The organism is Bradyrhizobium sp. 197 (assembly GCF_023073375.1).
Taxonomy (GTDB): Bacteria; Pseudomonadota; Alphaproteobacteria; order Rhizobiales; family Xanthobacteraceae; genus Bradyrhizobium.
In genome coordinates this window covers 26,492-40,356 of the sequence record NZ_JADPJJ010000177.1, presented here as the reverse complement: position 1 = coordinate 40,356, position 13,865 = coordinate 26,492, and the positions used below count along the sequence as shown (strand labels likewise).

At 64.7% G+C, this 13,865-nt stretch carries 17 protein-coding genes; 14 read left to right on the top strand and 3 right to left on the bottom strand.

Annotated features, from left to right (window positions below; translation table 11 throughout):
* Positions 1–100: 100 nt before the first annotated feature.
* The 3 genes from IVB27_RS38805 to IVB27_RS38795 are packed head-to-tail and all read left to right on the top strand — an operon-like array spanning position 101 to position 2,784.
* Entirely contained in the window at positions 101–643 is a 543-nt protein-coding gene (locus IVB27_RS38805) for a MarR family winged helix-turn-helix transcriptional regulator (protein WP_247352983.1), read from the top strand.
* Positions 640–1,371, top strand: coding sequence for a response regulator (locus IVB27_RS38800; RefSeq protein ID WP_247447844.1), 732 nt, complete (start codon positions 640–642; stop codon positions 1,369–1,371). The genes IVB27_RS38805 and IVB27_RS38800 overlap by 4 nt, the downstream gene beginning before the upstream one ends.
* 24 nt (positions 1,372–1,395) lie before the next feature.
* Complete coding sequence (locus IVB27_RS38795; RefSeq protein WP_247447843.1) at positions 1,396–2,784, top strand: ATP-binding protein; 1,389 nt, start codon at positions 1,396–1,398, stop codon at positions 2,782–2,784.
* A 20-nt stretch (positions 2,785–2,804) separates the two neighbouring features.
* Here IVB27_RS38795 and IVB27_RS38790 read toward each other — a convergent pair whose 3' ends face one another.
* Both IVB27_RS38790 and IVB27_RS38785 read right to left on the bottom strand, forming a co-directional pair.
* A complete protein-coding gene (locus IVB27_RS38790) occupies positions 2,805–3,335 on the bottom strand; it encodes a DUF3617 domain-containing protein (RefSeq protein ID WP_247447842.1) in 531 nt (176 codons plus the stop codon).
* Between the two features lie 45 nt (positions 3,336–3,380).
* The gene (locus IVB27_RS38785; protein WP_247352976.1) at positions 3,381–3,674 is read right to left on the bottom strand and encodes a hypothetical protein; all 294 of its coding nucleotides are present in this window, start codon (positions 3,672–3,674) and stop codon (positions 3,381–3,383) included.
* Between the two features lie 181 nt (positions 3,675–3,855).
* On the opposite strand from IVB27_RS38785, the gene IVB27_RS38780 reads away from it, so the two are divergent.
* The 4 genes from IVB27_RS38780 (at position 3,856) to IVB27_RS38765 (ending at position 6,530) form a co-directional block, all read left to right on the top strand.
* Entirely contained in the window at positions 3,856–4,320 is a 465-nt protein-coding gene (locus tag IVB27_RS38780; protein WP_247447897.1) for a hypothetical protein, read from the top strand.
* A 138-nt stretch (positions 4,321–4,458) separates the two neighbouring features.
* Positions 4,459–5,151 carry a ribonuclease T2 family protein gene (locus tag IVB27_RS38775; RefSeq protein WP_247447841.1) on the top strand — a complete coding sequence of 231 codons (693 nt, stop codon included), beginning with the start codon at positions 4,459–4,461 and terminating at the stop codon, positions 5,149–5,151.
* Positions 5,152–5,203: 52 nt separating this feature from the next.
* Positions 5,204–6,064, top strand: coding sequence for a 23S rRNA (adenine(2030)-N(6))-methyltransferase RlmJ (locus tag IVB27_RS38770; protein ID WP_247447840.1), 861 nt, complete (start codon positions 5,204–5,206; stop codon positions 6,062–6,064).
* Between the two features lie 250 nt (positions 6,065–6,314).
* Entirely contained in the window at positions 6,315–6,530 is a 216-nt protein-coding gene (locus IVB27_RS38765; RefSeq protein WP_092029496.1) for a cold-shock protein, read from the top strand.
* Between the two features lie 87 nt (positions 6,531–6,617).
* Here the strand turns inward: IVB27_RS38765 and IVB27_RS38760 are convergent, their stop codons facing one another.
* Positions 6,618–7,241 carry an outer membrane protein gene (locus IVB27_RS38760; RefSeq protein ID WP_247352969.1) on the bottom strand — a complete coding sequence of 208 codons (624 nt, stop codon included), beginning with the start codon at positions 7,239–7,241 and terminating at the stop codon, positions 6,618–6,620.
* Positions 7,242–7,492: 251 nt separating this feature from the next.
* Here IVB27_RS38760 and uvrC point away from each other — a divergent pair, with 251 nt between their 5' ends.
* From uvrC to IVB27_RS38725, 7 genes are all read left to right on the top strand, one after another.
* Positions 7,493–9,574: an excinuclease ABC subunit UvrC gene (gene uvrC / locus IVB27_RS38755; RefSeq protein WP_247352967.1), complete on the top strand. Its 2,082-nt coding sequence runs from the start codon at positions 7,493–7,495 to the stop codon at positions 9,572–9,574.
* A gap of 96 nt (positions 9,575–9,670) precedes the next feature.
* Positions 9,671–10,288, top strand: coding sequence for a CDP-diacylglycerol--glycerol-3-phosphate 3-phosphatidyltransferase (gene pgsA, locus IVB27_RS38750; RefSeq protein WP_247352966.1), 618 nt, complete (start codon positions 9,671–9,673; stop codon positions 10,286–10,288).
* Positions 10,285–10,536: a molybdopterin converting factor subunit 1 gene (gene moaD / locus IVB27_RS38745; protein WP_247352964.1), complete on the top strand. Its 252-nt coding sequence runs from the start codon at positions 10,285–10,287 to the stop codon at positions 10,534–10,536. The genes pgsA and moaD overlap by 4 nt, the downstream gene beginning before the upstream one ends.
* A gap of 3 nt (positions 10,537–10,539) precedes the next feature.
* Positions 10,540–11,037, top strand: coding sequence for a molybdenum cofactor biosynthesis protein MoaE (locus IVB27_RS38740; protein ID WP_247447839.1), 498 nt, complete (start codon positions 10,540–10,542; stop codon positions 11,035–11,037).
* A complete protein-coding gene (prmB, locus tag IVB27_RS38735; protein WP_247447838.1) occupies positions 11,037–11,996 on the top strand; it encodes a 50S ribosomal protein L3 N(5)-glutamine methyltransferase in 960 nt (319 codons plus the stop codon). Before IVB27_RS38740 ends, prmB begins: the two co-directional genes overlap by 1 nt.
* Before the next feature lie 89 nt (positions 11,997–12,085).
* Positions 12,086–12,685 (top strand): phage holin family protein, encoded by a 600-nt coding sequence (locus tag IVB27_RS38730; RefSeq protein ID WP_247352959.1) that lies wholly within the window; start codon positions 12,086–12,088, stop codon positions 12,683–12,685.
* A complete protein-coding gene (locus IVB27_RS38725) occupies positions 12,686–13,816 on the top strand; it encodes a YihY/virulence factor BrkB family protein (protein ID WP_247447837.1) in 1,131 nt (376 codons plus the stop codon).
* The last annotated feature ends 49 nt before the right edge of the window (positions 13,817–13,865 follow it).

Genomic DNA, 13,865 nt, shown 5'->3' with positions numbered 1-13,865 from the left:
GCGCTCACCAACCGCTCCTGGAAATGCCGCCCGCAGTGAAACGATTTAAAATTTCGTGCGAGCTGATCGTTTTGTAACATTGGACCCAAGATACGTCAATATGCCTGACATAAATTTCGCGACTCCCCCTCAAGACGCTGCCGAGCCACGGCCGGCGGCAGGCGACGGAGGCAATTTGCGCTGGGATATCATTGAGCTGCTGTTCTTCGCCTATCGCGATTTCGTCGGCGATCCCGACCAGGAGCTGGAGGCGTTCGGCTTCGGCCGGGCTCACCACCGCGTCATGCACTTCGTCTATCGCTATCCCGGTCTCAAGGTCGCCGATCTCCTCGACGTCCTGCGCATCACCAAGCAATCGCTCGGCCGGGTGCTCAAGCAGCTCCTGGACGAGGGGTATATCGTGCAGAAGACCGGCGACAATGATCGCCGCCAACGCCTGCTCTTTGCGACACCGAAGGGCGAGGCGCTGGTGCAGAAGCTCGCCGGCCTCCAGACCACGCGGATCACCAGGGCGCTCGCCGAGATGGCGCCGCAGGATGCCGAGACCGTCAAGCGCTTCCTGCGCGCGATGATCGATCGCGAGGATCCGGACAAGGTGCTCGAGACGATCTTCGCTTCCGTCAACCACGACGCCAAGGAGTGACCGTGCCGCTCGCTGCCACGCTCGCCCGCCCGCCGGCACGCCCGGCCGACGATGCCCCGCATCTCCTGCTGGTCGACGACGACCGCCGCATCCGCGATCTGCTCTCGCGCTTTCTCGCCGGCGAAGGCTATCGCGTTTCGACCGCCGGCAGCGCCAGCGACGCGCGTTCCAAGCTTTTGGGCCTGCACTTCGATCTCTTGATCCTGGACGTCATGATGCCCGGCGAGACCGGCTTCGATCTCGCCCGTTTCATCCGGACCTCCTCCTCGGTGCCGATCGTGATGCTGACGGCGCGGCATGAAGCCGAAGCCCGCATCGAGGGCCTGCAGATCGGCGCCGACGACTACGTCGCAAAGCCGTTCGAGCCGCGCGAGCTCGCGTTGCGCATCAACAACATCCTCAAGCGCGCCGCGCCGCCGCCGCAGGCCGCAGCGGTCGAGAAGATCGCGTTCGGTCCCTACGTCTACCATCTCGACCGCGGCGAGTTGCGCCAGGGCGAAGACGTCATCCACCTCACCGACCGGGAGCGCGAGATGCTGCGGATCCTGTCGGAGACGCCCGGCGAGACCGTGCCGCGCAGCGCACTGACCGGCAATGGCAGCGTCAACGAGCGTGCCGTCGACGTGCAGATCAACCGCCTGCGGCGCAAGATCGAGACCGATCCCGCCAATCCGCTGTTCCTCCAGGCGGTGCGCGGTATCGGCTACCGGCTGGTCGCCTCGCCTTGAGTTTTGTGAAGTGAAGCGCCCCCTATGAGCACGATCGATACCGGCCTGACGCTTTTGAAGAGCGCCGCCGGCCGCGTGTCCGCCGTCAATGGCTGGATGGGCAACGCATTCAAGGGCTGGATGCCGACCGGCCTCTATGCCCGCGCGCTGCTGATCATGATCGTGCCGATGGTGATCCTGCAGTCGGTCGTCGCCTTCGTGTTCATGGAGCGGCACTGGAACACGGTGACGCGGCGCCTGTCGGCGGCGGTGGTGCAGGACATCGCCGCGCTGATCGACGTCTACAAGGGCTATCCGCAAGACAAGGACCGCGACCAGATCCGCCGCATCGCGCAGCAGCGCCTCGGCCTCGTCGTCGATTTCCTTCCGGCCGGCGACATGCCGCCGCCCGGGCCAAAGCCGTTCTTCTCGCTGCTCGACCAGACCCTGTCGGTGCAGCTCGGCCGCCAGATCGGGCGCTCGTTCTGGATCGACACGGTCGGCCGCTCCAACCTCGTCGAGATCCGGATCCAGCTCGACGATGCCGTGATGCGCGTGTTCGCGCAGCGCAGCGCCGCCTATGCCTCGAACTCGGAGATTTTCCTGTTCTGGATGGTGGGAACGTCCTCGATCCTGCTGATCGTCGCGGTGCTGTTCCTGCGCAACCAGATCAAGCCGATCCTGCGTCTTGCGGACGCCGCCGAAAGCTTCGGCAAGGGCCGCGAGGCGCCGAACTTCAGGCCGCGCGGCGCGCGCGAGGTGCGGCGCGCGTCGGTCGCCTTCCTCGAAATGAAATCGCGCATCGAGCGCACGATGGAGCAGCGCACCGCGATGCTCGCCGGCGTCAGTCACGATCTGCGCACGATCCTGACGCGGTTCAAGCTCGAACTGGCGCTGATCGGCGACAGCCCCGAAATGGAGGGCATGCGCAAGGACGTCGACGAGATGTCGATGATGCTGGAAGATTACCTCGCGTTTGCCCGTGGCGATTCCGGCGAGCAGTCGCAGCCGACCGACATGGCGCAGGCGCTCGAGGAGTTGCGCAGCGACGCCGAACGCCACGGCCACACCGCGACCGTCGCGTTCAACGGGCTGCCCGTGGTCACGGTGAAGCCGGCCTCGTTCAAGCGCTGCCTCGCCAACCTCGTCACCAACGCCGCCCGCTACGGCAAAAGCATCGCCATCACCGGCCAGCGCGATCACCGTTATTTGACCGTGACGGTCGACGACGACGGGCCGGGCATTCCCGCCCATCTGCGCGAAGAGGTGTTCAAGCCGTTCCTGCGGCTGGACAACGCCCGCAACCAGGACGAAGGCGGCACCGGCCTAGGGCTCGCGATCGCACGCGACATCGCCCGCTCGCATGGCGGCGACATCACGCTCGGCGATAGCCCGATAGGCGGATTAAGGGCGAGCGTGCGGATACCGGTGTAACGGATGTAGCCGCAATAGCCCTATTTCGGCAGCAGCGCCTTCAGCTTGTCGATGTCGCGCACGTTCATCTTGAAGCCGCCCGGCATCACGATATCGCCGGGCTTCTGCTCGGGCTTGCAGGCTCCGAGCCACTTGGCTTCGAGTGTCATCGTGGAATCGCGCCCCGCGGCGCCGGCGGCGCCACCTTGTGCGTGCGACGAGGTCTTCACCGTGTAGGCCGAATTGAAATCGCCCGTGATCTCGGCATGCGAGGTCGTGCTGATGCCCGCGATACTGCACTCGGAATCGCTGACATAGCCGGTCGCGGTCTTCTTGATGTCCTGCTTGGCGCAGATCTGCTTGGCCATCGGGGAGACGTTGTTGTTCATCTCCTTGTCGACGGTCTCGTCGGTGCAGTGCTGCATGGTCATTTCGGGCACGGGCGTACCGGTCCTGAGCATCTTCAATTCCCAGAGACCGGCTTTGCGCATCGGCAGATCGTCGGCGCTGGCTACGCCGGCCGAGAAGACGAGGCAAAGGGCCGAGCCGAGCAAAGCGAGTTTGCGCGTCATGTGAGAAGCTCCCGGCTGAGAGATTGCTGGCGTTACGAAAACGCCTCAGTAGAGCGTGCGGATCGGCTTGTCGGCAGCGCCATAGGGCACCCAGCGGCACGAGAACGAGATGTAGCCGCCCTCATAGGCCTGCACCCCCAGGAATTTCGCGACCTTTCCGTAGCGCGCGCAATGATCGACCGCGACCTGCCGCGCATCGACCTGGGTTGCCATCGAATAGGCGATGATGCCGCCGGTGTCGTTGCCCTTGAACGGAGGCACCGGAAGGATATCGGCGCGCGCCGACTGGCTCGCCATCATACCCAAGGCAAGTAGGCCCGCGGCCGCAATGATTCGCATTCCCGTCACTCCGATTGGTTGGCGGCAGTTTACGGTGCCGGGGCGGCGGTGGAAAGAACGGAAGGCCGGTTGCTGCGACCTTGTGGTCAACTCGTCGGCGAGTGTTGCCGCGCTGCACTTGACCCCGCGCGGCCTTCACGGCACCGTCCGTCCCTTGCAGATCATGCTGTCTGGATTGCCCATGCGCGCCTCGACCTCCCTGAAATCGCTCCGCTTTGCCGCCGTGCTCGGCCTCCTGTTCGGGGCGCTGTCGCTCGGTGAGGCCAAGGCCGCCAATCCGCTGGAGCTGAATTTCTGGCTGAGCGGGCCGCGCTATGACGGCAACATCTCCGAATGCGACAGGGCGCTGCCGACGATCGCTTCCCAGTTCTTGGAGAAGGAAAGCTCGTTCTGGAATTCCTCGTTGAAGATCACCGGCTTCGCCGCGGTTCGCGAGACCGCGTTCCGGCCCTGGGCACCCGATAACATTCCGCGCCGCTTTTGCAGCGGCGAGGCCATGCTCACGGACGGCAAGATGCGCAAGGTGCACTTCTCGATCATCGAGGATGGCGGCTTCGCCAGCTTCGGCCAGGGCGTCGAATGGTGCGTGGTCGGGCTCGACCGCAACTGGGCCTACAACCCGTCCTGCCGCGCCGCCAAGCCTTAAGCAGCCTAAGCCTTAAGCAGCCCAGCCTCAGTCCAAGAAGCTCTGATTCGGTTGGCTGAAATGGCCGCCTGAATTTTGTTCTTGAAATGTTCCTATCGCCTGCTAGGCTTGCTGCACAGTCTAGTTGAGGGGGTCGCCATGTTTCATTCCAGATTGCATTCGTTCTCCCGCCTGATGATCTCGCTGACGCTTGCGGCCGGGCTGGCTGCGCTGGCCGGCGGCGCGATGGCCGAGGACAAGCGGCAGAACGCGCCCGGCGAATTCGATTTTTATGTGCTGTCGCTGTCGTGGTCGCCCTCCTTCTGCGAGGAGGCGGCAGAGCGCGGCGGCCGCTCGCAGATCCAGTGCAGCGGACGGCCCTACTCTTTCGTGGTGCATGGTCTGTGGCCGCAATATGAGAACGGTTTTCCGGAATATTGCCAGCGGCCGTCGCCGCGGCTGAATCGCAGCATCGTCTCCTCGATGCTCGATCTGATGCCGGCGCCGGGGCTGATTTTCAACGAGTGGGACAAGCACGGCACCTGCTCGGGGCTCGCCGACCGCAGCTATTTCGAGACGATAAGGAAGGCGCGCGCCGCGATCAAGATTCCGGCCGAATATCTCGATCTATCGCAGGCCAAGACCGTGGCGCCGGCTGAGGTGGAGGAGGCCTTCATCAAGGCCAATCCGGGCCTCGGCAACGCCGCCGTCTCGATCACGTGCAACCGGACGCGGCTGTCCGAAGTCCGCATCTGCCTCAGCAAGGATCTGCAATTCCGCGCCTGCGAGGAGATCGACCGCCGCGCCTGCCGCCGCGACCAGGTGACGATGCCGCCGATCAGGGGTGGGTAGCCCAGGCGTCGTGCCTCTTTGCTCAAGCCGTCACGTGGCGTAGTGCTCTTGCATGAATTACCGCCACGCTTTTCACGCCGGAAGCTTCGCTGACGTCATCAAGCACATCGTGCTGGCGCGCATCGTCACCTATCTCCAGGACAAGCCGGGCGCCTTCCGCGTCATCGACACCCATGCAGGCGCCGGCCTCTACGATCTCGAAAGCGACGAGGCCCGCCGCGGCGGCGAGTGGCTGACGGGCATCGCCCGGCTGATGCAGGCGCGTTTCTCGAACGACACCATCGCGCTGACCAAGCCCTATCTCGATATCATCCGCGCCTACAATCCGAAGGGCGAGCTCAAGGCTTATCCGGGCTCGCCGCTGATCGCGCGCGCCCTGATGCGGCCGCAGGACCGCCTCGTCGCCTGCGAACTCGAGCCGAAGGCGCGGAAAGCGCTGATCGGCGTGCTGCGCCACGACGAGCAGGCCCGCGTGGTCGATCTCGACGGCTGGATGGCGCTGCCGGCTTTCGTGCCGCCGAAGGAACGGCGCGGGCTCGTGCTGATCGACCCCCCGTTCGAGGCAAAGGACGAGTTCGACAAGCTGGGCGAGGCCTTCTCGGCCGCTTTCACGAAATGGCCGACCGGTATCTATGTAATCTGGTATCCCGCCAAGAGCCGGCGCGCCACCGACGCGCTGGTGCAATCAGTGGCGCGCCTCGCAGCCGCAGCAAAGCCGCCGGGAAATTGCCTGCGCCTCGAATTCAGTGTGTCGCCGCAAGCCGACGGCGCAACTCTCACCTCCACCGGGCTGTTGATCGTCAATCCGCCTTACACGCTGCAGGGCGAGCTCAAGACGATCCTGCCCGAGCTGGAAATGCCGCTCGGCCAGGGCGGCGCTGCCAGATTCCGATTAGAGGTGCCGAGGCCCTAACACTCCGGCATTCTTGGGAAAAATATGCAAGAGCCGTAGTCAATCTGCAAAGAACCGTATTATGCTGCTTCCGTGACTGGCTTTACGTTCCGCTTCCGCGAATGGTTGCGGCGGAGTGAAGGCCTAAGAAAGATCCGGTCGGACCGAATGGTCTGCCCAAGGATGGCCAGCTCCCGGGCTTCGTAAGGCCCGGTCATGTCGTGACGTGCGTCTGCGTCGCGACGGAGGAGCAATGAGGGGGAGTTTCCCGATGGCCATGACGGGAACGGTCAAGTTTTTCAACGGCGAGCGCGGCTACGGATTCATCAAACCGGACGACGGCGGCCGCGACGTCTTCGTGCACATTACTGCCGTGGAGCGGGCCGGATTAAAGGACCTTGCCGAAGGACAGCGTATTACTTTCGAAGTCGAACCGGACAAGAAGGGGAAGGGGCCGAAAGCGGTCGATTTAGTCATCCTTTCCTAGCGAGTCCCACGCGAAAACACCGGCCCCAAAAAAATCCCGGCCGCGAGCGGCCGGGAGGCTGCAGTCCGGTATTTTCTTCTTTGGGTATCAGAAGTGATAGTTCACGCCTGCGCGCACAACGCTGGCGCTATAGCCGTTTGACACGCCTGTAATCGCGAACTGACTCGTCGACAGATCGATGTAGAGATATTCGAGCTTGGCGCTCCAGTTCGGCGCGAACCCGACTTCCGCGCCGGCACCGATGGTCCAGCCGGCGCTGGTGTGCGACTCCGTCCAGCCGAACGTCTGTGCGCGCAGCTCGCCGAAGGCGAGGCCCGCGGTGCCGTAGACCAGCACGTTGCTGAAGGCATAGCCGGCGCGGCCGCGCAGGGTGCCGAACCACGGATTGGAGAACTTCCACGGCGCGAAGGTGTCGTCGGCACCCGTGGCCTGGATGTCGCCCTCGACGCCGAACACCCACGGGCCGTTCTGGAAATTGTAGCCGGCCTGAACACCGCCGACGAAGCCGGAGGGCTTTGCGGGATTGTTGTTCACCGAGCCCCATTCGTAGCCGAGATTGCCGCCGAGATACGGGCCCGCCCAGCTATAGCCGTTGAGCGGCTGATTGACCGTGTAGGGCGCACGCTGCCCGTAATTGAGATCGGCCGCCTTTGCCGAAGCCGTCCAGCCGGCTGCAACCAACGCAGCTGCGCCCACAACGAGCCTCTTCATCACACACTCCAACGCAACTGCCGTCACCGGGTGCGATGCCTGCGCCGCCGCGCGAGGCAAAACCGCATGGTTACGGAACCAAGACCTTTTCGTGTAAGATTTATCGAGAGTTTTAAGTTAAAGGCCTGTTAAGTCGGGTTACCGCGCTGTTAACAGGCTTAAGCAAGCGTTACCGGGAACTGCGCCGCCATTCTGTGCGTGCCGCACGGCCGGAACTTCAAATCAGCACCCCAAGCGCCTAAATTCGCTCCATGGTTCACGATTCCACCGACGATCCGGACGACATGCACGCGCGTAAACCCGTGCACGGCAACGTGCCGGACGTCCCGCCCCAGGAAACGGAAACGGCGCCCCCGGACCTCGATCCCGCGACCGCAAGCGGTGACGACGAGGACGATGCACGGCTGCCGGATATCCCGGAAGAGAGCGGCACGGTCGGCGAAGAGCCGCTGGCGACCGGCCATGAGGCGATCGAGCGCGCGGTTCGCCTCGCCCCCACCTCGCCCGGCGTCTACCGCATGCTTAGTGCGAATGCCGACGTGCTCTATGTCGGCAAGGCCAAGAACGTCAAAAAGCGCCTGTCGAATTATGCGCGTCAGAGTGCGCCGCTGCCGGCGCGCATCCTGCGCATGATCGCCGCCACCGTTACCGTGGAAATCATCTCGACCAACACCGAGACCGAAGCGCTGCTGCTGGAAGCCAACCTCATCAAGCAGCTTCGGCCGCGCTTCAACGTGCAGCTGCGCGACGACAAGTCGTTTCCCTATATTCTGATCACCGGCGACCATTGGGCGCCGCAGATCCTGAAGCACCGCGGCGCGCAGACCCGTCCCGGTCGCTATTTCGGCCCGTTCGCCTCCGCCGGCGCCGTCAACCGCACCATCACCGCGCTTCAGCGCGCGTTCCTGGTCCGCTCCTGCACGGATTCCTTCTTCGAGAGCCGCAGCAGGCCCTGCCTGCTCTACCAGATCCGCCGCTGCGCCGGCCCCTGCACCCGCGAGATCGACTTCCCCGGCTACACGACGCTGGTGCGCGAGGCGACCGACTTCCTCTCGGGCAAGAGCCAGGCGGTGAAGCAGGAGCTCGCTGGCGAGATGGAGAAGGCTTCCGGCGAGCTCGAATTCGAGAGCGCCGCGCTCTACCGCGACCGCCTCGCCGCGCTCTCTGCGATCCAGTCGCAGCAGGGCATCAATCCGCGCACGGTGGAAGAAGCCGACGTGTTCGCCATCCACCAGGAGGGCGGCTTCTCCTGCGTCGAGGTGTTCTTCTTCCGCACCGGGCAGAACTGGGGCAACCGCGCCTATTTTCCGCGCGCGGAGAAGACGTATACGCCGGAGGAAGTGCTCGGCTCCTTCCTCGCCCAATTCTACGACGACAAGCCGCCGCCGAGGAATATCCTGCTCTCGCACGAGATCGAGGAGAGCGAGCTGCTCGCCAGCGCACTGGCGATCAAGGCCGGCCGCAAGGTCGAGGTTTCCACGCCGAAGCGCGGCGAGAAGAAGGAGCTCGTCGCCCACGCGCTCACCAACGCGCGCGAGGCGCTGGGCCGCAAGCTCGCGGACACCGCGACGCAGAGCCGCCTGCTCGACGCCATGGCCACGACGCTGAGCCTGCCGCATTCGCCGAAGCGGATCGAGGTCTACGACAACAGCCACATCCAGGGCACCAACGCGGTCGGCGCCATGATCGTCGCCGGCCCGGACGGTTTTGTGAAAAACCAGTACCGCAAGTTCAACATCAAGTCGGAAGGGCTCACGCCCGGCGACGATTACGGGATGATGCGCGAGGTGCTCGAACGCCGCTTCAAGCGCCTGATCAATCCACCCGAGGACAGTGCGGCCAGGGAAAACGACAAGGCCAAGGACGATGATTTCCCCCAATGGCCCGATCTCGTGATCATCGACGGCGGCCGCGGCCAGCTCAACGCCGTCCGGGAGATCTTTACGAATCTCGGCCTGACCCAGGTGGCGCTGATGTCGGTGGCCAAGGGGCCGGACCGGGATGCCGGCCGCGAGACCCTGTTCATGCCGGAGCGCGAGGCGATCAAGCTGGAGCCACGCGACCCCGTGCTCTATTTCATCCAGCGGCTGCGGGACGAGGCGCATCGCTTCGTCATCGGTTCGCACCGCAAGCTGCGCAAGAAGGACATCCGCGAGGCCGGTTTGCAGGAGATTGCGGGCATCGGTCCGTCACGCAAACGTGCCTTGCTGCATCATTTCGGAACCCTGAAGGAGATCGAACGGGCCTCGATCGCCGATCTCGGCAAGGTTCCGGGGGTGAGCGCCGAAAGCGCCCGCAAGATTTTCGACTATTTCCACCCCCAGCCGGGGTGATCTAAAGGGGCCGCGGTCATATGGTCGTCGCATCTCGCACCCCATTTGGGGAGCGGACCGGTTGACCTTCAGGCTGCAGCGGTATTGGTAGGACGGATGAACATCGCCACGACACGAGGGACGACCAGCCGCGCGATGTCCCTCCCGAACCTTCTGACCTACGGCCGGATCGCTGCGATCCCGGTCGTGGTCGGGTGCATTTACGCGCAGTCGATCGTGGACGGCCCTCTGTGGCTGCGCTGGGTTGCGGTCGCCATTTTCATCGCGGCCGCGGTCACGGACTATCTCGACGGCTATTACGCGCGGATATGGAATCAGCAATCGGCATTCGGCCGAATGCTCGATCCGATCGCCGACAAGCTGCTGGTCGCCTCGTGCCTCCTCATGCTGGCCGCCGACGGCATCATCCACGGCTGGTCGCTGTGGGCCGCCATCGTGATCCTGTGCCGCGAGATCCTGGTCTCGGGCCTGCGCGAGTACCTCGCCGCGCTGCGCGTCAGCGTGCCTGTGACCAAGCTTGCGAAGTGGAAGACAACCGTTCAGCTCATCGCCATCGGCTTCCTGCTGGCCGGTCCGGCCGGCGATGAGGTGATACCCATGGTCTCGATGGTCGGACTGGTCCTGCTCTGGGCCTCGGCAATCCTCACCATGTACACCGGCTACGACTATTTCCGCGCCGGCATCCATCACCTCATCAAGGAGGATGAGGGATGAAGGTGAAGTACTTCGCCTGGGTGCGCGAGCGCGTCGGCAAGGCCGAGGAGACGATCGAACCGCCTGCGACCGTACGCACCGTGGAAGAGCTGATCGCCTGGCTATCCGGCCAAAGCGAAGCCTACGCCTACGCGTTCGAGAAGCCGAAGGTGATCCGCACCGCAATCGACCATACCCACGTCAAGCCGGACGCCGCGATCGCGGGCGCCCGTGAGATCGCGTTCTTCCCGCCGATGACCGGCGGCTAGGCCATGACCTCTCCCGTCACCACCTCTCCCGTCACCACGTGCCCCGTCACCATCCGTATCCAGCAGGACGATTTCGACATCGCGCGCGAGATCGCGGTCCTGACCGGGAGCCGCACCGACATCGGCGCGGTCGTGAGCTTCTCCGGCATCTGCCGCGGCGACGAGGACAGTGCGAAGATCGCCGCGCTCACGCTCGAGCATTATCCTGGTATGGCGGAGGAAGAGATCAGGCGTCATGCCGACGAGGCCACCGCGCGCTGGCCGCTCGACGGTGTCACTGTGATCCATCGCGTCGGCCGGTTCATGCCCGGCCAGAACATCGTGCTCGTGCTGACCGCCTCGCAGCACCGCCAGGCGGCGTTCCAGGCAGCCGAGTTCCTGATGGATTATCTCAAGACCAACGCGCCGTTCTGGAAGAAAGAAGAGAGCGCCACCGGCACCGGCTGGGTCGAGGCCCAGGCCCGCGACGACGAAGCCGCCGCACGCTGGACCCGACCCTGATGGCAACAACATCCAAAAAGACCATGCGCGGCCGCGCCGCGCCAAAGCTCGCGAAAGTCGGCCGCGGCGAGCTTGTCGCGCTGATCGATTTCGTCCGCTATGCGGTGAGCCGCTTCAACGAGGCCAACCTCGCCTTTGCGCATGGCACGACCGATCCGGTCGCGGAAGCGGCCTTCCTAGTCTGTGAAGCCCTGCATCTGCATCCCGAACAGTTCGAGATTTTTGCCAACGCGCGCGTCACGGCCGCCGAGGGCAAGACCATCATCGATCTCATCCATCAGCGCGTCACCACGCGCAAACCGGCCGCCTATCTCGTCAACAAGATCTACATGCGCGGCCTGCCCTTCTATGTCGATGAGCGCGTCATCGTTCCCCGCTCCTTCATCGGCGAGCTGCTGGATTCGCATTTCGGCGGCGACGGCGAAGCCGGCTCGCTGATCGACGATCGCGCCGCCGTCGAGCGCGTGCTCGATCTCTGCACGGGGTCGGGATGCCTCGCTATTCTCGCCGCGCATCATTTCCCGAACGCCACGATAGACGCCGTCGATATCTCGAAGGGCGCGGTCGAAGTCGCCCGCCGAAATGTCGGCGAATACGGGCTCGATGACCGGATCAGCCTGCATCGCGGCGACCTGTTCGCTCCGCTCGGCGACACCAGATACGACCTGATCATCACCAACCCGCCTTATGTCGACGCCCAAGGCATGGCGGCGCTGCCGCCGGAGTGCCGGGCCGAGCCGAAGCTCGCCTTCGACGGCGGGGCCGACGGTCTCGACGTGGTGCGCAGGATCCTGCGCGAGGCGCCCGAACACCTGACGCCGGATGGCGGGCTGATCTGCGAGATCGGCCGCGGCCGCGAGCTGGTCGACGAGGCCTTCCCGGAGCTGCCGCTGCTCTGGCTCGACACCGAGGATTCCGAGGGCGAGGTGTTCTGGATCGCGGCAGCCGATCTCGGCTGATCCGTCACGACCGGCAGACCTCGTCGGAACAAGTCAAATACCGCCACGTTCATCCCCGGACGAATGTCTCGCTCTCGGAGGATATCCGCATGCTCGCGCCATCGGGCGAATTGCTGCGCGCCGGCGTCGCGCTCAAGCTCAACCATCTCAAGCGCGCCGCCCGGTCCTATGCCCGTGACCGGAGCAATCAAGCCACAGGGCGCATGACGTCGTACGCGGTTGCGGCCGGACTGCTCGCGGTTGCCGGCTTGTTCGTCGTTGCAGCCTTCTTCGTCGGCCTGATCGCGCTGTACCGCTGGGTTGCAATCCATTACGGACAATTCTGGGGGTTCGGCGCCGTCGGCGGCGTGCTGTTGGTGCTGGCCGGCGCCTGCGCCGGCGTGGCCATGGCTCAGATGAAGCGCAAGACCAAGCCGATCGTGCCGCTCGCCAGCCGCCTGCGCGCGGCTATCGCCACCCCGCGCATCCCGCGCGGAACGGTAAAGCAGGCGGTGAAAGAGGTCGCGACGACAATTCCCCTGGTGCCGCTCGCGCCGGGCGAACGCGGCCACGAACGAGGACATGGCGGCAGCACATGGCCGGTTCGATCCAACCGGCCCGTGCAACTCGGGCTGATGCTCGCGGCTGTTGGGCTGGTAGGGCTCACGGCAGCGCGTCGGCGGCGTCACGGCCACGGAGCGGACAGCTAAATGCGTGTGCGGCGCGCCGAGCAACTCGACAGCTGGCTGCTGGTGGCAGCCACGACCGTGTTTGTGCTCACTGCAGAACGGTATTTCCAGGATTCCGGCCTGATCCGGCCGGGACCTCCGCAAGACCATCGCAACAGCGAGGCGAATTCGCCGGAAACGAGCCCGACAGGCGCAGCCACGCAGCCCGGCCATGGCCGCCGCTCGAAAAGCCCGTTCGCGATCCCCTGGGCTGGCTGGAAAGACATCTTCTGGCGCACCTATCAGCGCGTCGGCGACGATCGCCTGCTCGCGACCGCCGGCGGCGTCGTTTTCTTCGGGCTGCTCGCGATCTTTCCGGCCGTCACAGCTCTGGTTTCATTCTATGGCCTGTTCGCCGATCCCTCGACGATCAGTTCCAACCTGCATTCGCTCGCGATGATGCTGCCCGAGGGTGCGTTCCAGATCGTCGAGGACCAGGTGGCGCGCGTCGTGTCGAACGGCGGTGCGACCCTTGGTGTCACTTTCCTGTTTGGCCTCGTGCTCGCGATCTGGAGCGCCAATGCTGGCGTCAAAGCCATCTTCGACGCCCTCAACGTCGCTTATGAAGAGCGCGAAAAGCGCAGCTTCATCCGGCTCAACGCAGTCTCGCTGGCCTTCACGGTCGGTGGCATCGTTGCCCTGCTGCTGATGGTGGGCGCCGTCGTCGCCTTCCCGCTCGCGCTCAATCATCTCGGCATGGCGCCCGAAAGCAAGTTGATCGTGGCGCTGGCGCGATGGCCGGTGCTGTTCGTCATTCTCCTTGCGGCGCTCGCCGTCCTCTACCGTTTCGCGCCCAGCCGCGATGCGCCGCGCTGGCAATGGCTGAGCCTCGGCGCGGTGACGGCCGCGATCCTCTGGATCGCCGGCTCGGCGCTGCTGTCCTGGTATCTCTCGGAATTCGCCAACTACAATGCGACCTACGGCTCGCTCGGCGCTGCGATCGGCTTGATGACGTGGATGTGGATGTCGGCCATCGTCATCATGTTCGGGGCCGAGCTGAACTCAGAGGTCGAACGGCAGACCCTGCACGACACGACCACCGGGCCGCCCAAGCCGCTTGGCACCCGTCAGGCCGTCTCGGCCGACACGGTCGGCGCTGCGGCGCCGTCCTGAGTCTGCAGGAGGGCCGCTATCCCCTCGAATCAACAATGATGCTAACGTC